Raw genomic sequence first — 19672 nt, 5'->3', positions numbered from 1 at the left:
GTCTATATATCACTAACAATTGCTGCGCTAGGGTAGGGCTAAACACTCACCTCACAGCGATACGATATTTATGTCTTACTATCATCCTCAATACCCTGATACGCCTGCGCTTAAAAAAGCAGCTAAAAAGCGTATTCCTGCCTTCGCGTTTGATTATCTTTGTGGCGGTTGTCACGACGAAATTGGGGTGGCGCACAATGCAAGCTCCTTCACTCAAGTAAAGCTGCAATCTGATTTACTCGCCCCGACCCCCGACATTGACTTATCGGTCGAACTATTTGGCAAACACTACGCCGCCCCATTCGGTGTCGCGCCCGTCGGATTACAAGGGCTGATGTGGCCAAAAGCGCCAGAAATTCTCGCGAAAGCGGCTTATAAGGCGAACCTTCCTTATGTACTCAGCACCGTATCCTCAGCGAGTCTTGAAACCATTGCCGAGATCTCTGAGGGCACGGCGTGGTACCAGCTGTATAACCCGACGGATGCCGAGATCCGTGACGATCTGATGGGACGCATCAAACGAGCAGGGTATAAAGTGCTGGTGGTGACGGTGGATGTCCCCACCTTTGGTTATCGTCCTCGCGATATCAAAAATGGCTTGGCCATGCCGCCCAAAATGAACCTTCGTAATATCGCGCAAATGATGCAATGTCCGAGCTGGAGCTGGCATACACTCCTTGCCGGTGTTCCTGAAATGCAGACCTTGAAACCTTACATGCCCAAGAATATGCCCACCAGCGAGCTGGCTAACTTTATGAATAATACCGTGATGGGCGCGGTCGACTTTGAGAGCCTAAAAGTGATCCGGGATAACTGGGATGGGCCATTAGTGCTTAAAGGGCTGGTAAACCCTGAGGATGTCGCACAAGCAGTTGCGCTAGGCGCAGATGGTGTGGTGCTATCCAATCATGGCGGCCGCCAGTTAGATGTGGGCGAATCCCCGTTAGATACAATTCAAACCATTAAGCATCAGTACGGCGATAAAATTAAACTGTTAATGGACAGCGGCGTACAAAGCGGTGGCAACGTAGCGCAGGCCATGGCAATGGGTGCTGACTTTACCTTGCTGGGCCGAACGTTTGTTTATGCCTGTGGCGCCGTGGGTCAACACGGTGGTGAGCATGCCATTGAAATGCTCACTCAACAAATGACTCAGGTGATGGGCCAATTAAAATGCCCCACACCAACCCAACTGCCTCACTTTTTAAAAGCTGGACCTGGCGTTGCCTAATCTCATGCCGTGAATCAATACGACATCATAAAAACAAAGCGCCCCAATCACGGGGCGCTTTGTCGATCAAGCTTTGTCGATAACGATATGGCGCTCAGATAGCCGTTGGTTAAGAACGTAGCCTAGAACGGAATATCGTCGTCAAAGTCAGGCAGATCATTATACTGCTGCTGAGGTTGCGACTGAGGCTGAGATTGTGGTTGCGGGGCCGCTTGCTGCTGAGGTGGTTGTTGATTCATGTTTTGCTGAGGCTGCTGAGGTTGACCCCATCCACCTTGCTGCTGCGATGGCTGCTGCATTGGCTGGCCTTGGTTTTGGCCGCCGCGACCACCCAGCATTTGCATGCTACCGCTAAACGGCTGTACCGCCACTTCCGTGGTGTAGCGATCTTGACCGCTTTGGTCTTGCCATTTACGCGTTTGTAGTTGGCCTTCAATATACACTTGCGAGCCTTTACGCAAATACTCACCGGCGACTTCTGCGGTTTTACCAAATAGCACAACACGATGCCATTCTGTTTTCTCTCGCATCTCACCGGTGTTTTTATCACGCCATGACTCCGAGGTCGCGAGGCTTAGGTTTGCCACCGCACCGCCGTTGGGAAGGTAACGGATTTCCGGATCATTGCCCAAATTACCAATCAAGATGACTTTATTTATGCCACGGCTGGCCATAGGTGACTCCCATTGTTGCTGTTACGCGCGAAATGATTTCGCTCACTGGATAAATAAGCATGAAGTCTAGCACGAGCCCCCTCGAGGTTCGAAGCTTTTCAACGCGATCAGGTTCCAGATTCTGCGCTTGCAATGGCGTAACAATGCGTTACCACAAAGTGGATATACCTGAGCAATGAAAATAGTTTAAACTGATACAAATCTTGCCTCGCCTTGGCGTTTGTGAACGGACAGTGCCCAGCGCTCACGCAGCGACGCCGGTTAAGTGATCATTAGTAGGATGCTTATGAACCAAGCAGAAACCACTTCAGACCATTACACCCTTCTTCTTATTTCCCAGCCTAGCATGTCTGTTTCGGCGTTAATGACGTGTTTAGAAAAAGAAACACATAGTGCCGTTGAACTCGTGCCTCCCCACGAGATTGCAGCCAAACTGACGGCGCGCTCTGGACTGGTGCTCATTGATCTCAATGCCTTTGATGACACCGCTACCGACCAACTCAAACAAACGTTAGCACCCTTTGCCGAGCAACACGTATTCGCCTTACTCAATGCCCATGATTTGAGTGCCAAAGAGCTGGCGAGCTGGCCTTTTATCAAAGGGGTATTTAAAAAAGAGGATGAAGTGCATCACCTTTGTCACGGCATTGAAAAGATGTTCTCCGGTGAGTATTGGTTGCCCCGCCATAAAATGGCTGCCTTAATCCATTATTACCAACAGCATCACCAGCAAACCATTGACGAACAGGCGGTTGTGTTGACTAACCGTGAACAGCAGATTTTGCATCATTTGGTCACAGGTGCCTCAAATCAAGATATCGCCAATGCCTTAGCGGTGAGTGAGCACACAGTCAAATCGCATCTGTATAACGTGTTTAAGAAAATCAACGTCAAAAACCGTGTACAAGCGGTGTTCTGGGCGAAAAATAACGCCTCATTAATTGGCTTTACCGGACAAGAAGGTCCAGTCGATAATGACGAGGTCAATGGGTAACTTGGACCGCAGCTGTCCCCGCGTTACCATGGTGTGATTCTTAGCCAAAAAGGACGTTGTAGGATGGCTTTCGATGTATTTAATGGCGATGCAGACGGCCTAGCGGCTTTGGTGCAATGGCGTCTTGCCTACCCTAAAGCCAATACGCTGATCACCGGGGTAAAACGTGATATTGCACTGTTAAAGCAGGTTCCCCTGGCCACTGAGCAGGTCACAGTGATGGATCTCTCCATGGCCAAAAATCAAGCTGCTCTTGACGCTTTGCTCGCCTCCGGCACCCAGGTTTTTTATGCCGATCACCACCAAAGCGGCGCCGTGCCTCAATCGCCTTTGCTTCACGCCCACATTCATACCAGCGCGAACACCTGCACCGCCTTAATTATTGATAAACTTTTGCACGGTCAATATCGAGAATGGGCGCTGGTTGGTGCCTATGGCGATAATCTCCATCGTACCGCTAACGCCCTCGCCCACCAGTCACAAATAGCAGCCAGCCAACGTGATCGGCTTGAACAGCTTGGCCACTATCTTAATTACAATAGCTATGGCGCCAGCCTGGATGATCTCATCATGCCTCCTGCCATCTTATATCGGCATCTGTGTGGCTTTGATACCCCCGATGCCTTTATGCGCGCTTATCCGGACATTGTAACGACCTTGGCAGAGGCCTACCAAAGCGACCGTGATAAAGCGAAAGCGCTAGCGCCTGAAACCACTGGAGATGGGGGTAAAATTTATCTGTTACCGGATGCTGCTTGGGCGCGTCGCATCAGTGGTATGTTAGGCAATCAGCTGGCAAATCAGGCGCCCGACAGTGCGCATGCTGTACTGACGCCGATGTCGAGCGGTGATTGGATGGTCAGTATCCGCGCGCCGTTAAATCGTCCCTCTGGCGCGGTACAGTTAGCAGAGCAATTTGCTACCGGTGGCGGTCGGGCTGCCGCGGCGGGCATCAATGCCTTGCCTGCCACCGCCTTATCGGCATTTACCGCCGCGTTTATGGCACATTTTTCGCCATAGCGGGATCAGCAATACCGAAGCCGTCACGCTATCACGCCCTGAGTATGCTTACGACTTGCGTCGCTGCCTGTAACCCAGCAAACTATTGCTCGATAACAAACTATTGCTTTATAACAAACTGTTGCTCTATAAAAAACGTTTTGCCTCATAAGATATACGCTGAGTGGCCACTTATTCGCAAGCCGGTAAGTGGCGTACATACAGCCTAACGTGCTGATGGCGACTCGATAAAACAAAGGATCCACGATGATTAAAAAATGTCTGTTCCCAGCGGCTGGCTATGGCACCCGCTTTTTACCGGCGACCAAATCGATGCCGAAAGAAATGATGCCGGTGGTCAATAAACCCCTGATTGAATATGGCGTAGATGAAGCTTTGGAAGCGGGCATCAATGGTATGTGTATCGTCACAGGGCGCGGCAAACATGCCATCATGGACCATTTTGATAAAAACTATGAGCTCGAGCATCAAATCAGTGGCACCAATAAAGAAGCATTGCTGGACGATATTCGTAATACAATAGAAAAAGCCTCATTCACTTACATTCGCCAACATGAGATGCGCGGGTTAGGTCACGCAATCCTGACAGGACGCGATTTAGTTGGCGATGAGGCCTTTGCGGTCGTCCTTGCTGATGATCTTTGCATTCATCCAGGCAACGGCGTGCTTAACCAGATGGTCGCGCTCTACAATCAGTTCCGCTGCTCCATTGTCGCCGTCGAAGAAGTGCCAGAAGATGAAACCCATAAATATGGGGTGATTGCGGGCCAAGAGATCAAAGATGACCTTTTCCGCGTAGACAATATGGTAGAAAAACCCGATCCCGGTAATGCACCGAGCAATCTTGCGATTATTGGCCGTTATATTCTCACGCCCGATATCTTTGATCTGTTAGAAAACACCCCACCAGGTAAAAATGGTGAGGTGCAGATCACCGATGCCTTGCTAAAACAAGCGCAGTCAGGCTGTGTGCTTGCCTATAAATTTAAAGGCGAGCGCTTTGATTGTGGCAGTGTTGAGGGCTTTATTGAGGCCACAAATCACTGCTATCAGCATCACTACCTCGGTAGCAGCAACAAAGATGAGGCAACCGTCAAAAATCCGTAATCGCCTCAAGGTGCACCGGCGCGAGTGGTTTTTTCGATACGAGCAAAGGCTGTGTAAATATACAGCCTTTTTGTTTGGCCATGGTCGTGTCTGTGCGATACTCAACGACCAACCAGTGAGCTGATTGAGTAGTAGGATAATAATGGACAATATCGACGTCAGAGGCGCGCGTACGCACAACCTCAAAAATATTAACGTGACCATCCCCCGTGATAAGTTAATTGTCATCACCGGCCTGTCTGGCTCAGGGAAGTCATCACTCGCTTTCGATACCTTGTATGCCGAAGGTCAACGTCGCTATGTTGAGTCTTTATCATCGTATGCGCGTCAATTTTTATCCTTGATGGAAAAACCCGATGTTGACCATATCGAAGGGCTGTCACCCGCCATCTCGATTGAGCAAAAGTCGACATCACATAACCCCCGCTCTACCGTTGGCACCATCACTGAAGTCTATGACTATCTGCGTTTGCTGTACGCCCGAGTGGGAGAGCCACGCTGCCCCACCCATGATGTCACCCTAGCGGCACAAACCATTAGCCAAATGGTGGATAAAGTGTTGGCCCTGCCTGAAGGCAGTAAGTTAATGCTGCTGGCACCGATTATCAAAAACCGAAAAGGTGAGCATGTAAAAACACTTGAAAACCTCGCTGCTCAAGGGTTTATTCGTGCGCGGATCAATGGCGAGGTGTGTGATCTGTCCGATCCACCCACGCTGGAGCTGCAAAAAAAACACACCATCGAAGTGGTGGTTGACCGATTTAAAGTACGCGACGATCAACAACAACGTTTAGCTGAATCCTTTGAAACCGCGCTCGAACTCACGGGTGGCAGTGCGGTCATCAGCTGGATGGACGGCGACGGTGAAGAAATCATTTTTTCTGCTAACTTTGCCTGCCCCCATTGTGGTTACAGCATGCAAGAGCTAGAGCCTCGCTTGTTCTCATTTAATAATCCCGCCGGTGCGTGTGGCACCTGTGACGGGTTAGGCGTTCAGCAGTACTTTGATCGCAAACGCGTGATTCAAAACCCTGCGGTCAGTCTCGCAGGTGGTGCGATCCGAGGCTGGGATCGTCGTAACTTTTATTACTTCCAAATGCTGCGTTCACTGTCTGAGCATTACGGTTTTGATCTGGAAACGCCCTGGCAAGATCTCTCCGGCACCATGCAAGATATACTTTTATATGGGTCGGGGCCGAAAGAGATCGAGTTTAAATACGTCAACGATCGTGGTGATATTCGCGTACGTAAGCATCCGTTTGAGGGGATCCTCAATAACATGGAGCGCCGTTATCGCGATACCGAGTCTAATGCGGTGCGCGACGAACTCGCCAAATATATTGCCACTAAGCCCTGCGCCAGCTGCGGTGGCTCGCGTTTACGTCAAGAAGCTCGACATGTTTTTATCGATAACCGTAACCTGCCAGAAATTTGTGAGCTCAGCATTCAGCAGGCGCTCGATTTCTTTGAACAACTGTCGCTTAGCGGCCAACGTGCAAAAATCGCCGAAAAGGTGATGAAAGAAATCCATGACAGGTTACGCTTTTTGGTCAATGTCGGGCTCAATTACCTTAACTTGTCACGTAGCGCCGATACCTTATCCGGAGGAGAAGCCCAACGAATTCGACTCGCCAGTCAAATTGGTGCTGGCCTTGTCGGTGTGATGTACGTATTGGATGAACCATCGATTGGCTTGCATCAACGAGATAACGCGCGCTTACTGGATACCTTGGAGCACTTGCGCGATCTGGGCAATACCGTGATGGTGGTTGAACATGATGAAGACGCTATTCGTGCCGCGGATTACATTATCGATATAGGCCCAGGCGCGGGCGCGCACGGCGGCGAGATCGTGGCAGAAGGCAGCCTTGACGATATTCTTGCCAGTGAGCATTCACTTACCGGGCAGTATCTTTCTGGCAAACAAGCGATTGCGGTGCCAGCACAACGGATACCGCGCGATCCCAACAAGATGTTGACGCTCAAAGGTGCAACCGGAAATAACCTCAAAAATGTGGATCTGCACTTACCTGTCGGCTTACTCACTTGTGTCACGGGCGTTTCGGGATCTGGAAAATCAACCCTCATCAACGATACCTTCTTTAAAGTCGCCCACCAGCAATTAAACGGTGCCACGACCGCGGATCCTGCGCCGTATGCCGAGATTGATGGCTTAGGACACTTTGATAAGGTTATCGACATCGATCAAAGCCCCATTGGCCGTACGCCGCGTTCAAACCCCGCCACTTACACTGGGATCTTTACCCCGATTCGTGAACTGTTTGCCGGCACACAAGAAGCACGGGCACGAGGCTACAAGGTGGGTCGCTTTAGTTTTAACGTACGCGGTGGCCGCTGTGAGGCCTGTCAAGGCGATGGGGTCATCAAAGTAGAAATGCACTTTTTGCCGGATGTGTATGTTCCTTGTGATGTGTGTAAGGGCAAACGCTACAACCGCGAGACACTTGAAGTACGCTATAAAGGCAAAACCATCGATGAAGTCCTGGCAATGACAGTGGAAGACGCGCGTGAATTCTTTGATGCAGTGCCAGCCATTAAGCGTAAGCTGCAAACCTTGATGGATGTTGGCTTGAGCTATGTGCGCCTAGGCCAAGCGGCGACGACCCTGTCTGGCGGTGAAGCGCAACGGGTGAAGTTAGCGCGAGAGCTGTCCAAACGCGATACCGGTAAAACCTTATATATTCTTGATGAGCCAACCACAGGGTTACACTTTCATGATATTCAACAACTGCTCAATGTTCTCCACCGCCTACGTGAGCAAGGGAATACTATTGTGGTTATTGAACATAATTTAGATGTGATCAAGACGGCCGACTGGATCATCGATCTGGGGCCTGAGGGCGGCAATGGCGGGGGTGAAATTATCGCCCAAGGCACACCGGAATCGATTGTCGATGTGATCGGCAGCCACACGGCCCACTTCCTCAAGCCAATGTTGGAGCGATAATGACGTTAGTGCTGCCGCCTAGTCGTGTCATACGCAAGCCGTTGACGGTGCCCTTTTTGGTGACCTTAACGGTATTGTGGCTGATTTGTCTGCCTCTTTACTCGGTTGCTCTGCCGCTGGTAGGCATACGTCACCCGGCGGCGGCGCTATCATTACTCACCTTGGCATTTGCGCTTGGGTTCGCCAGTTTGGAGGTTATCCGTCAACACACATGGCGAGCCACTCGGCTGACCGGCACATTGGCACTTGCGACCGGCTTGGCGATGATGCCCTATTTTTATCCGCAGGCACTGGGCCACAATAGTGGCTATGCGCTCATCGTTTTAGCGCTAAGCTTTGGTTTTTTCTCAGCCCTACAGCAGTTTATTTTTAATCACGCCCAACGACAAAAACTACTGGCCGTCTTATTGTTGGCCTCCTGGTTAGCGGTATTGTCGGTATTAGGGAACCAGCCTCCGCCGGGCATGGCACCCTTTATGTTTGATCAATGGGTCCCTCACCTCCCTCCAGCCGTGACTCACACCTTATTGTTAACCGGAGTCACGCTCGCCGCCTACATTTTGGCCAGAGAGCCCAGTGGTCGATATCGCCACCCGGTTAGCCAAGGCTTACTCGCGTTAACACCGCTTGTGTTGATTCCGATATTGGCGATGCAAGAGCAACCCTTACTGTTGCTATTCGCCCTGTGTGCGATTGGCTTACAACAAGTGTATTTAGCCCGGTTTGCCTCGCGACGCCAGCATCGTATGTGGATGATCGCTATCTCGGCAGGGGCATTTTTGGCGGTATTTGGTCTCAGTGGTCAAGACAACTGGCACTGGCTCACCGCCGACGATCAGCGCGCACTTATGCTGGCGTGGCAGCAATGGCAAATGACGCCATTTTTTGGAGTGGGCATGGGCAATGGTCAGTCAACGTTGCTATTACTGTCTGCCTCACAACCGAATCATTCCGGCCCGGTGACGTTACCCAGTGCTTTAATCCTGTGGCTCCTTGAAGGGGGGCTCGTTGTCGCCTGCGGCTATCTTGTGGTGTTGGCCGCGCTAACACTTCGTATTCTACGTGCACCGTCAGGAACACGTAGAATATTGATCGCCTTAGTATTGCCACCACTGACCGGCCTGATGATTTATCCAGCCAGTGGCACACAGTGGTTTAACGGGGTATTGTTATTGATTTGGTTATATTGGTTAGACAACTTAACCGGTCGATATCGTCGTTATCCCGTGTTTTCACACCGTTATAGTCAGCGTGTCGCGAGCCGTAGTGTGATCATGGCGCTGGTGCTCGTCACCTTACTGAGCTTGTCATCCGTTTACCTCGCCAATCGCTATCTGCGTGATTCCTTATTAAGTTCGCAGCGTTTTACCTTGTATCAGCAACACCCATGGTGGCAGCAAAAACTGCACCGCGCGCAACAAGACCGTCACTTTCAAGCGAATTTGGCGCACTTATCTGACGTAGCACGCCACCAGCATTTGGATGATTTACTGCGTCAAGTCGCGCAACGCCCACGCTTTTCGGGCTATCAGCATGCGTATCAGGTTGCGTTACAAATTGGTGATCATCAACGCGCACGCGATATTCAACAAGAAGCGCGCTATTTATACCCGCAAGCAAGCAAAGTATGGACCACTCGCCATACCTTGCCCGATACCTTAACGCCTTAACGTAACGCGTTTTCTAACGCTTTCAGACACAGCGCCACATTCTCATGCCGTGCCCCGTAGCCCATTAAGCCAATGCGCCACGCTTTACCGGCGAGATCGCCCAAGCCGGCACCAATTTCGAGATTATAGGTCGTGAGCAGGTGCTGACGTACTGCCGCATCGTCCACGCCATCCGGAATAGTGACCGCGTTAAGCTGCGGCAAACGGTAAGGCTGATCAACCACAAAAGTGATACCGAGCTCATCCAGCCCTGCTTTGAGGTGTTGATGCATGTCTTGATGACGTTGCCATGCATGCTCAAGCCCTTCTTGATAGAGCCGCAATAAAGACTCATGCAAGGCATACAAACTATTGACCGGCGCGGTATGGTGATAGCTGCGTTTCCCTTCTCCGCTCCAATAACCAAGCACCAGGCTTTGATCGAGAAACCAACTTTGTACCTTGTGGGTTCGCGATTGCATTTTAGCCACAGCACGCGGTGAGAAGGTGACAGGCGATAAGCCAGGGACACATGACAAACATTTTTGGCTACCGGAATACACGGCATCGAGCTGCCACTCATCGACTTTCAATGGCACGCCACCGAGTGAAGTCACGGCGTCGACAATGGTTAAGCAACCATGCTCCCGCGCCAATCTCGCCAGTGTTTGCGCATCCGAACAAGCGCCGGTTGAGGTTTCAGCATGGACAAACGCAAGCGTGCTGGCATCCGGATGGGCTTTTAACGCAGCCTCAACTTTTTCTGGACTAACAGGCGCACCCCAGGCATCGTCGACCATCACTGCTGTCGCGCCGCAACGCTCGACATTTTCCCGCATACGATCGCCAAACACACCATTGCGACAGACAATCACTTTTTCACCCGGTTCAACTAAGTTGACAAAGCAAGCTTCCATCCCGGCACTGCCTGGCGCCGAAATCGCCAGGGTAAAAGGGTTGTCGGTTTGAAACGCATATTGAAGCAGTTGTTTGACTTCATCCATCATCGCGATAAACAAAGGGTCAAGGTGTCCGACAGTCGGACGGCTGAGTGCCTGTAGCACTGCAGGATAAATATCAGAGGGGCCCGGGCCCATTAACGTGCGAGCCACGGGCTGAAAAGATTGAATCTCGGAAATTGAACGTGCCATAACCTTTCCTTGTTGTTGGTACACACAGATGACCGTTATAGCATATTTTTTCGCCATATCCCTATTGCCTGGCATGTGAACTGTGTGATCGCTGGACAATTTTGCCAAGGCACTGATCGTGACCAAAAGGCTGTTGACACCCTGTCATCTCGCCCGTAATGTAAATGCTGTTCACGGGATAACCAACCCGGGACTGAACATGCAGAAGAGGTGCATTTCTCAGGCAGTTATCATGCGGAGCCCCACTCCAAGGTATGATAATCAGGGGAGACAATGCCGAGGTGGCGTAAGCTTGGGGGCGAAACGCTGCCGGCCTAGGAGGCTGAATCCTTCAGGCTGTCACTTGTCATCCCTACAGGAAGACAGGTGGAGCGCTTCTGGCAGTCCATGCCTGCCGTTTGCTCTTCCTTCTTTTTTGCGGTCCCTACCGCGGTCACGATGTGACTTCTGATGTTCCCCATAATAAATTGATTAAGACCCATTTGTATGATGAGAGGGGAAAAGGACGTGAACCCATTACCACCGATTTCGGTCGCTAAGTTTGGCGGGACGAGCGTTGGCACTATCGATGCCATGCAACAAAGCGCTGATGTGATCGAGCAACACCCACATACCCGCTTTGTGGTGATCAGTGCGTGCGCAGGCGTCACCAATCACTTGGTTGCACTGGCACAAGGGATCAACGACCCACAAGTCCGTCAAGACAAACTGGTTGCCATCACCGCTATCCATCAAGCGATATTAAACGCGCTTCCCGCTTGCCAGGACACGCAAACAGCAGTCGATGACTGGCACCAAACGATTGCCGACTATGCAAATACCGCAGCATCTGCTCCCAGTACAGCGTTAACGGATGCGTTGGTCGCTTGTGGTGAGCTCATCTCAACCTATATTTTTACTCACTTGCTCAATAGCCGAGGCATGGCCACGGTGAGGGCCGATGCGCGAGCGTTATTACGCACCGATAGTCACTTCGGCTGTGCCCAACCGGATCGACAACAAACCAAGATTCAGTGCCAGAACCAATTACTCCCCCGCTTAGCAACGCATTTAGTGGTCACGCAAGGGTTTATCGGTGCTGATGCGAACGGGCACACCACCACCTTAGGCCGCGGCGGCAGTGACTACAGTGCCGCGCTATTCGCCGAGGCGATCGGAGCAGAAAGTTTGGCCATCTGGACCGATGTCCCCGGGATTTATACCACCGATCCACGAGTGACTGATCGTGCTCGTCCGATTAGTGAAATTAGCTTTAGCGAAGCCTCGGAAATGGCTACCTTTGGTGCCAAGATCCTCCATCCATCGACGTTAGTGCCCGCGGTACGCCAGCATATCCCGGTATTTGTCGGCGCGGCGAGAGCCCCCGAACAAGGCGGTACCTGGATCCGTGAGCAAGCGCACTCAGCGCCGCTCTTTCGTGCCGTGGCCCTCAGGCGCAACCAGACCATGGTGACACTGACCAGCTTAAACATGTTTCATGCTTGTGGTTTTTTGGCCAAGGTGTTTGAGATCTTGGCGCGCTTTGAAATCTCAGTTGATTTAATCACGACCTCGGAGGTCAGTGTCTCTCTGACGCTGGATCAAACCCATACCCAGGGTGACGCACCGCAGCTGCCGGAGGCTGCCATCGCCGAGCTCACGCAGTTATGTCAGGTAGAGATCTGTGCGAATCTAGCGGTTGTTGCGCTGATCGGTAACGAGATGAATCACACACCGGGCGCGACAGCGCCGGTATTTAGTGCGCTTGCTCAATATAAACTGCGCATGATTTGCTATGGTGCCAGCAATCACAATGTCTGTGTGGTGGTCGACGATCACGACGCGACCCATGTCGTACAGCGGTTACACGCTGACTTATTTGAGTAAAAAAAGGCCAGCACATGTGATGTGCTGGTCTTTTTTCATTAGGCGTTTAAGTTTGGCCCGAGCCATTTTTCCGCGTCTTTGCTGCTCCACTCTTTGCGCGCCGCATAACTGTCACGTTGATCATCTTGAATCTTAGCCACCGCAAAGTAGCGTGATTCAGGATGTGAGAAGTACCACCCCGACACAGATGCGCCTGGCCACATGGCATAGCTTTCGGTGAGTGTCATGCCCGTATGCGCTTCTACCGAGAGCAACTGCCAAATTTTTCCTTTCTCGCTGTGCTCAGGGCAGGCAGCATAACCCGGAGCCGGCCGGATCCCTTGGTATTGCTCCCGGATCAAGGCGTCGTTATCGAGCGTCTCATTGGGCGCATAGCCCCACAATGAGATCCGAATTTGCTGGTGCAGGTATTCTGCAAAGGCTTCTGCTAATCGATCGGCGACCGCTTGGATCATGATCGCGTTGTAATCATCCCCTACAACTTTATAACTTTCCGCCAAGGCATACTCGCCAATGCCGCCTGTCACCGCAAACGCACCAATCCAATCAGGCTGACCACTGGTTTTCGGCGCGATAAAGTCCGACAAGCAATAATTGGCGCCGCGTGGCTTTTTGGTTTGCTGACGTAAATGGTTCAGTACCGTGCCCACCGTTTGCCGTGATGTGTCAGTATACACCTCTATATCGTCCTCTAGGCTGTTGGCAGGAAAGACACCACACACCCCTTTTGCGGCGATCAATCCTTCGTGCTCAAACCGGTCGAGCCAACCATTAGCGTCTTCATACAAACGGCGTGCTTCTTCACCCACCAGCTCGTGGTCTAAAATCGCTGGGAATTTGCCGCTCAGGGACCAGGTCATAAAGAAAGGGGTCCAATCGATATACTGACGTAATGTCGCTATCGAGACATCATCGTAAACATGGACGCCCGGCCTCGCCGGCTGGGGCGGCGTGTAATGGGCCCAATCGGTTTGCCATTTGTTTGCCCTTGCCGCGTCCAGGGTGACAGGCGGAGTGCGGGGTGTCTTGCGTTGGTGCTGCTCTCGTACTGACACATACTCTTTTTGTAAGCGCGCGACAAAGTCCGGATATTGAGCCGGCGATAATAGCGATGCACAAACGCCAACGGCACGTGACGCATTCGACACATACACCACAGGAGCCTGGTAGTGCTGCTCTATTTTCACCGCGGTATGCGCTTTGGATGTGGTCGCCCCCCCAATCAATAGCGGAATATCAAACCCTTGCCTTTCCATTTCTTTGGCGACATTCACCATTTCATCCAACGACGGCGTGATAAGGCCTGACAAACCAATAATGTCGACTTGCTCCTCGCGCGCCACTGACAGGATTTTATCGGTCGGCACCATCACACCGAGATCAATAATCTCGAAGTTATTGCATTGCAGCACTACGCCGACAATGTTTTTGCCAATGTCATGCACGTCGCCTTTTACCGTGGCAAGTAAGATCTTGCCATTGGTCTGCCCTTGTTGCTTTTCAGCGTTGATGTAAGGTTCAAGATAGGCCACGGCTTGTTTCATCACCCGCGCCGACTTCACCACTTGCGGCAGGAACATCTTACCTTCGCCAAATAAGTCTCCCACCACATTCATGCCCGCCATTAGTGGGCCTTCTATCACTTCCAACGGTTTACTCGCCGCCGCTCGAGCTAGCTCAGTATCTTCAACAATAAATTCGGTAATGCCTTTAACCAGTGCATGTTCAAGCCGTTTATCCACTGGCCAACTGCGCCACTCCGCGGTTTCTGCCACTTCGTTTTCACCGCGGTCGCGGTAGCTGTCCGCCAACGCCAGTAAACGTTCCGTGGCGCCATCGTCTTTGTTAAGCACCACATCTTCCACCGCCACACGCAGCGATTCAGGCAAATCATCATAAATGGCTAACTGGCCAGCATTGACGATGCCCATATCCATACCGTTTTTAATGCAATGGTAGAGAAACACCGCATGGATCGCCTCACGCACTGGGTTGTTTCCGCGAAACGAAAAAGACACGTTAGACACGCCACCTGAAATCATGGCATGCGGCAGGGTTTGTTTGATATCTGCGACCGCGTTGATGAAGTCGACCGCGTAGTTATTATGCTCATCAATGCCGGTGGCCACCGCGAAGATATTAGGATCAAAGATAATGTCTTCCGGCGGGAAGCCGACTTGATCAACCAGCAGGTGATACGCGCGCGTGCAAATCTCGACTTTACGTTCACGTGTATCAGCCTGGCCTTGCTCATCAAACGCCATCACAATCACAGCGGCACCGTATCGACGGACTAAGTGGGCTTGTTGAATAAACGCGGCTTCCCCCTCTTTAAGAGAAATTGAGTTCACAATCCCTTTACCTTGGATACACTTCAGTCCGGCTTCAATGATCTCCCACTTTGAGGAGTCAATCATCACCGGTACCCGAGCAATATCGGGCTCAGCCGCACACAGATTGAGAAAACGTACCATGGCTTGCTGTGCATCCAACATGCCTTCATCCATATTGATATCGATGATTTGCGCCCCGTTTTCCACTTGCTGCAACGCCACCTCAAGCGCTTCGTCGTATTGTTCTTCGACGATTAAACGCTTAAAACGCGCCGACCCAGTGACATTAGTGCGCTCCCCCACGTTCACGAACAGGCTTTCAGCATTAATAGTCAGCGGTTCTAGCCCTGATAGTCGACATGCCACAGACTGAGAGGGGCGCGCACGGGGGGCATGTTTCGCCACCACTTCGCTGATCGCTTGAATATGCTCAGGTGTGGTACCACAGCACCCACCCACCAGGTTAATAAAGCCAGAAGCGGCCCATTCGTCGATATGTTTTGCCATGTCTTCAGGCGAGAGATCGTATTCGCCAAACGCATTGGGTAAACCGGCATTGGGATGAACCGAAACAAATCCTTCGCAGATCTCACTGAGCTCTTTGACGTACTGACGCAATTCGGCTGGCCCCAGCGCACAGTTCAAACCAAAAGAAAGCGGTTCGACGTGGCGTAAAGAGTGATAAAACGCCGCGGTGGTTTGCCCAGAGAGCGTACGACCAGACGCATCGGTGATGGTGCCAGAGATCATAATGGGTAAGCGCACACCTCGGGCATCAAAGACTTTTTCAACAGCAAAGGCACAGGCTTTCGCGTTCAAGGTATCAAAGATGGTTTCCAACATGATGAGATCAACACCACCATCCATCAACGCCTCAGTGGACTCCGCATACCCCTCAACTAATTGATCAAAGGTGACATTACGAAAGCCAGGATCGTTCACATCTGGAGAGATAGAGCAAGTGCGATTCGTGGGTCCGAGAACCCCAGCAACAAAGCGTGGTTTTTCTGGGGTTTTCGCCGTCCAGTGGTCAGCCACGTCGCGAGCAAGACGCGCAGCAGCTAAATTTATCTCCGCACTGATGGCCTGCATGTCGTAATCGGCCATGGCTATCTGGGTCGCGTTGAACGTATTGGTTTCTATGATGTCCGCGCCCGCGGCCAGATAGTCGCTGTGTAACGCTGCTATTTTTTCAGGCTGCGTCAGTACCAAAAGGTCATTGTTACCTTTCACATCACAATGCCAGTCTTTAAAGCGTGCGCCGCGGTAATCGGCTTCGCCGAGTCCTAAGCCTTGGATCATGGTGCCCATACCGCCATCGATCACCAAAATACACTTAGAGAGACGCTGTGTTAATCGATCCATTCTTACCCCGTGATATCACCATCCTGATTGCGATAGTTTTATCCTACCACAGCCATTTTGGAAATCTAGACGTCTATAAATATCGATTAATTTTGATCTATTTCAATTCAGCTGTTCGTTTTGAGCGCAATTTCTATTAATATTTTGTAACTCTTTCATTCCTCGTCGTACTAGGAAGCTGCATGTCTACCTACGCAATCCTCAGTTTCATGGCTGCTGCTGCCATCTTTATCGCCTTTATTAATAGTAAAATCAGCCGAGTACAAACGACTATCGCGATCACTGCAAGCTCTCTACTCCTTTCTCTTTTGATCGTGATCGCCGGTCAATACCAAGCCATTCCGTTAAAGGCGATGGCGGAGCAAATATTGACCGATATCCACTTTGATGCCTTTTTACTCAAAGGCGTACTCGGTTTCCTTTTATTCGCGGGCGGTATTGGTGTCAAGCTTCCCCATTTCTCTGATCAAAAATGGGAAATCACCACCCTCGTCCTCGGCGGCCTGTTGGTCTCTGTCTCGCTGGTTGGTGCCGGTATTTGGGGCGTCTTCCAACTGATCGGCATTCCTTTTGATTTTATCTATTGTTTATTGTTTGGGGCGCTGATTTCTCCAACCGATCCCATCGCGGTGTTGGCCATTGTTAAGCGGCTACAGGCACCTAGGCGGATCACCACCCAAATCGAGGGAGAGTCACTGTTTAACGACGGGGTCGGGATTGTTATTTTCGTGACGCTTTTTACCTTGGCGTTTGGCGACAGCGAGCCGACACTCGGTGGTACGATCGCATTGTTCTTACAAGAAGCTATCGGTGGGATTTTATACGGTCTGATATTGGGTTACCTGTTTCACCGTTTGATCTGCGCGACCAATGACCATTCCATGGAACTGCTACTGACATTGGCTATTCCTAGCGCGGGGTATGTGCTCGCCGATATGTTGCATGTTTCCGGGCCACTGGCGATGGTAGTATCTGGCATTATGATCGGTAACTGGACTCGCTTTATTGGCTTCTCCAAAGAGAGTGAGGATCATCTGGACCATTTTTGGGAATTGGTCGATGAGTTTTTGAATAGCTTACTGTTCTTGTTGATCGGGGTCAGCCTGTTACAGATTAGCTTCCATAAGGAAGACTGGATCATTATGGCCGCAGTTGTACCCGTTGTACTGTTCGCTCGTTATCTCAGTGTGAAAGCCTGCTATTTCGGCTTCAATCGCTTTCGTCAATACAACCCTTGGGCCGTTCGTATTTTGAGTTGGGGAGGCCTAAGAGGTGGGTTAGCCCTTGCCATGGCCATGGCAGTGCCGGCTGGTGTGATGGTCGTCCCTGAGAAGAATATCGACGTCCGTGAACTGATTTTAATCATGACTTATGCGGTGGTGGTTTTCTCTATTCTCGTACAAGGATCGACCATGACAGGAATGGTTGATAAAGCCAATGCCGCTCAAGAGAAAATCGATAATCCCCGTGTATAAACACTCTTTCTCAACAAGGCGCCAATTAGGCGCCTTTTTGCTATTCGTCGAGCGTAAAGTTAGATTGTGAAAATTCAGCCAGATTAAACGGCGTCAGCTGATAGACACAATAGTTCAACCAATTGGCAAAGAGTAAGTGCCCATGACTCCGCCAACTCACATAGGGGGGTTGAGACGGATCATCATCAGGATAATAGTTAATCGGGACGACAGGCTCCATCCCTTCTTCAAGATCGCGATGGTATTCATGATGCAGCGTATGTGAGTCATATTCGGGATGACCTGTCACAAACACATTACGTTTATCCTTGGTCGCCGCCAAGTAAGTGCCCGCTTGTGCTGAGGTGGCGAGAATATCGAGATCCGTGTGTTCGTCAAGAAAGCTTGGTGAAAAGTCAGCGTACCGCGAGTGAGGGGCGAGAAAGCTATCATCAAACCCCCGCAATAAAGGATGCGTAGCCAGTGCTTCATTTACCTGGTGCTGATAGACGCCAGATAACTTCTCTTTGCGCGTTTTTTTGGGTAAATCGTAAAGAAGCTTTAAACCCGCTTGAGCCGCCCAGCAAACGTAAAGGGTAGACGTAACATGCTGATGCGCCCAATTCATCACATCTTGCAAATGCTCCCAGTAAATCACATCTTCAAACTGCACCAAGCCCAATGGTGCCCCGGTGACGATAAGACCATCAAAGTTGCGTTCACGCACGGCTTCAAACTGGCGATAGAAGGTGTCTAAGTGTTCCGTTGGCGTGTTTTTACTGGGTCGGTTATCAATACGTAAAAGCTCGACATCAACCTGTAAAGGGCTATTAGAGAGCAAGCGCATAAATTGCGTCTCGGTCTCAATTTTTTTGGGCATTAAGTTGAGTAACAACACCTTCAATGGGCGAATGTTTTGGCTCACCGCACGCGTCTGCGACATAACGAAAATGTTTTCTCGACGCAAAATATTGGTGGCGGGGAGCTGATCCGGGATTTTTATCGGCATCACTGCCTCCTGAAGATTTAAGATGTTTAGACGTCCAGATATCTAATAACATACCCCAGTGACCCATGAAGCTCAAGCAATAATCAACGCCCAGAGATGCCCGAATAAGTAAGAATAGTGAAAGGGTAACAACACCAAACAAAAAGGTGAGGTAAAAATGGGGCAGTCGGGGATATAAGAAAGGAATGAGGTATTTTAAAAAACACTATAAACGAAAAAGCCCTCCGCGAATGCGGAGGGCTTAAAATAAGCTCTTGGCAGTGACCTACTCTCACATGGGGAGACCCCACACTACCATCGGCGCAGCAACGTTTCACTTCTGAGTTCGGCATGGGTTCAGGTGGTGCCGTTACGCTATGGCCGCCAAGAAAATTCTGGTGCTGATAGGCAGATTTGAACTGCCGACCTCACCCTTACCAAGGGTGCGCTCTACCAACTGAGCTATATCAGCAAAATCGTTATCAACGTTTTACTCGGTGTTTTGCCATCAAAGTCTTACACWTAWYTGCTTTGATGCTTAAATGTTTGCTAACTAAAGCCCAATATTAAGCTCTAATTAGATAATGAGAGCCTGGCGATGTCCTACTCTCACATGGGGAGACCCCACACTACCATCGGCGCTGCTTCGTTTCACTACTGAGTTCGGCATGGAGTCAGGTGGGTCCAAAGCGCTATGGTCGCCAAGCAAATTTGGTCATCTAGAAAGCTGTTCGTTCTCGCCACAATCAACTGGCTTATTTCGAGTCCAACCCAAAACCTCTTGGGTGTTGTATGGTTAAGCCGCACGGGCAATTAGTACAGGTTAGCTCAACGCCTCACAGCGCTTACACACCCTGCCTATCAACGTTCTA

General features: G+C 50.7%; 12 protein-coding genes, 1 tRNA gene, 3 rRNA genes and 1 riboswitch. Of the genes, 8 read left to right on the top strand and 8 right to left on the bottom strand.

Translation table 11 applies throughout. The annotated features are described in order from the left end of the window. The first annotated feature begins 70 nt into the window (after nt 1-70). Entirely contained in the window at nt 71-1231 is a 1161-nt protein-coding gene (locus BZG75_RS14130) for an alpha-hydroxy acid oxidase (protein ID WP_021022704.1), read from the top strand. A 122-nt stretch (nt 1232-1353) separates the two neighbouring features. Here the strand turns inward: BZG75_RS14130 and BZG75_RS14125 are convergent, their stop codons facing one another. Then, nucleotides 1354-1905: a single-stranded DNA-binding protein gene (locus BZG75_RS14125; RefSeq protein ID WP_021022705.1), complete on the bottom strand. Its 552-nt coding sequence runs from the start codon at nt 1903-1905 to the stop codon at nt 1354-1356. A gap of 286 nt (nt 1906-2191) precedes the next feature. On the opposite strand from BZG75_RS14125, the gene BZG75_RS14120 reads away from it, so the two are divergent. The 5 genes from BZG75_RS14120 (at nt 2192) to BZG75_RS14100 (ending at nt 9664) form a co-directional block, all read left to right on the top strand. Then, nucleotides 2192-2899: a LuxR C-terminal-related transcriptional regulator gene (locus tag BZG75_RS14120; RefSeq protein WP_021022706.1), complete on the top strand. Its 708-nt coding sequence runs from the start codon at nt 2192-2194 to the stop codon at nt 2897-2899. Nucleotides 2900-2962: 63 nt separating this feature from the next. Continuing rightward, complete coding sequence (locus BZG75_RS14115) at nt 2963-3919, top strand: acetyltransferase (protein ID WP_077577326.1); 957 nt, start codon at nt 2963-2965, stop codon at nt 3917-3919. Between the two features lie 246 nt (nt 3920-4165). Continuing rightward, nucleotides 4166-5026 (top strand): UTP--glucose-1-phosphate uridylyltransferase GalU, encoded by an 861-nt coding sequence (gene galU / locus BZG75_RS14110; RefSeq protein ID WP_077577325.1) that lies wholly within the window; start codon nt 4166-4168, stop codon nt 5024-5026. 142 nt (nt 5027-5168) lie between these two features. Beyond that, nucleotides 5169-7994, top strand: coding sequence for an excinuclease ABC subunit UvrA (uvrA, locus tag BZG75_RS14105; protein WP_077577324.1), 2826 nt, complete (start codon nt 5169-5171; stop codon nt 7992-7994). Then, nucleotides 7994-9664 (top strand): Wzy polymerase domain-containing protein, encoded by a 1671-nt coding sequence (locus BZG75_RS14100; protein ID WP_077577323.1) that lies wholly within the window; start codon nt 7994-7996, stop codon nt 9662-9664. The genes uvrA and BZG75_RS14100 overlap by 1 nt, the downstream gene beginning before the upstream one ends. Here the strand turns inward: BZG75_RS14100 and BZG75_RS14095 are convergent. Next, nucleotides 9661-10794 (bottom strand): pyridoxal-phosphate-dependent aminotransferase family protein, encoded by a 1134-nt coding sequence (locus BZG75_RS14095; RefSeq protein ID WP_077577322.1) that lies wholly within the window; start codon nt 10792-10794, stop codon nt 9661-9663. The genes BZG75_RS14100 and BZG75_RS14095 overlap by 4 nt on opposite strands. A gap of 197 nt (nt 10795-10991) precedes the next feature. Next, a riboswitch (Lysine riboswitch) is annotated at nt 10992-11179 on the top strand. Between the two features lie 104 nt (nt 11180-11283). On the opposite strand from BZG75_RS14095, the gene lysC reads away from it, so the two are divergent. Beyond that, nucleotides 11284-12660, top strand: a complete 1377-nt coding sequence (gene lysC, locus BZG75_RS14090) for a lysine-sensitive aspartokinase 3 (RefSeq protein ID WP_443216204.1) — start codon at nt 11284-11286, stop codon at nt 12658-12660. Between the two features lie 38 nt (nt 12661-12698). Here lysC and metH read toward each other — a convergent pair whose 3' ends face one another. Next, nucleotides 12699-16358 (bottom strand): methionine synthase, encoded by a 3660-nt coding sequence (gene metH / locus BZG75_RS14085; RefSeq protein WP_077459916.1) that lies wholly within the window; start codon nt 16356-16358, stop codon nt 12699-12701. 182 nt (nt 16359-16540) lie between these two features. Here metH and BZG75_RS14080 point away from each other — a divergent pair, with 182 nt between their 5' ends. Next, the gene (locus BZG75_RS14080) at nt 16541-17833 is read left to right on the top strand and encodes a cation:proton antiporter (protein WP_021022713.1); all 1293 of its coding nucleotides are present in this window, start codon (nt 16541-16543) and stop codon (nt 17831-17833) included. 40 nt (nt 17834-17873) lie between these two features. Here BZG75_RS14080 and metA read toward each other — a convergent pair whose 3' ends face one another. The 5 genes from metA to BZG75_RS14055 all read right to left on the bottom strand — a co-directional run. After that, nucleotides 17874-18821, bottom strand: a complete 948-nt coding sequence (metA, locus tag BZG75_RS14075) for a homoserine O-acetyltransferase MetA (protein ID WP_021022714.1) — start codon at nt 18819-18821, stop codon at nt 17874-17876. Between the two features lie 252 nt (nt 18822-19073). Then, a 5S ribosomal RNA gene (gene rrf, locus BZG75_RS14070) occupies nt 19074-19189 on the bottom strand. A 7-nt stretch (nt 19190-19196) separates the two neighbouring features. Further along, nucleotides 19197-19272: transfer RNA gene (locus tag BZG75_RS14065), tRNA-Thr, on the bottom strand. Between the two features lie 118 nt (nt 19273-19390). Further along, nucleotides 19391-19506, bottom strand: a 5S ribosomal RNA gene (gene rrf / locus BZG75_RS14060). An 86-nt stretch (nt 19507-19592) separates the two neighbouring features. Beyond that, a 23S ribosomal RNA gene (locus BZG75_RS14055) occupies nt 19593-19672 on the bottom strand; the annotation flags it as partial.

The organism is Salinivibrio sp. AR640 (genome assembly GCF_001995405.1).
GTDB lineage: Bacteria > Pseudomonadota > Gammaproteobacteria > Enterobacterales > Vibrionaceae > Salinivibrio > Salinivibrio costicola.
Note: the sequence above shows the minus strand (reverse complement) of the source record. Positions and strands in the feature narration are given on the sequence as shown.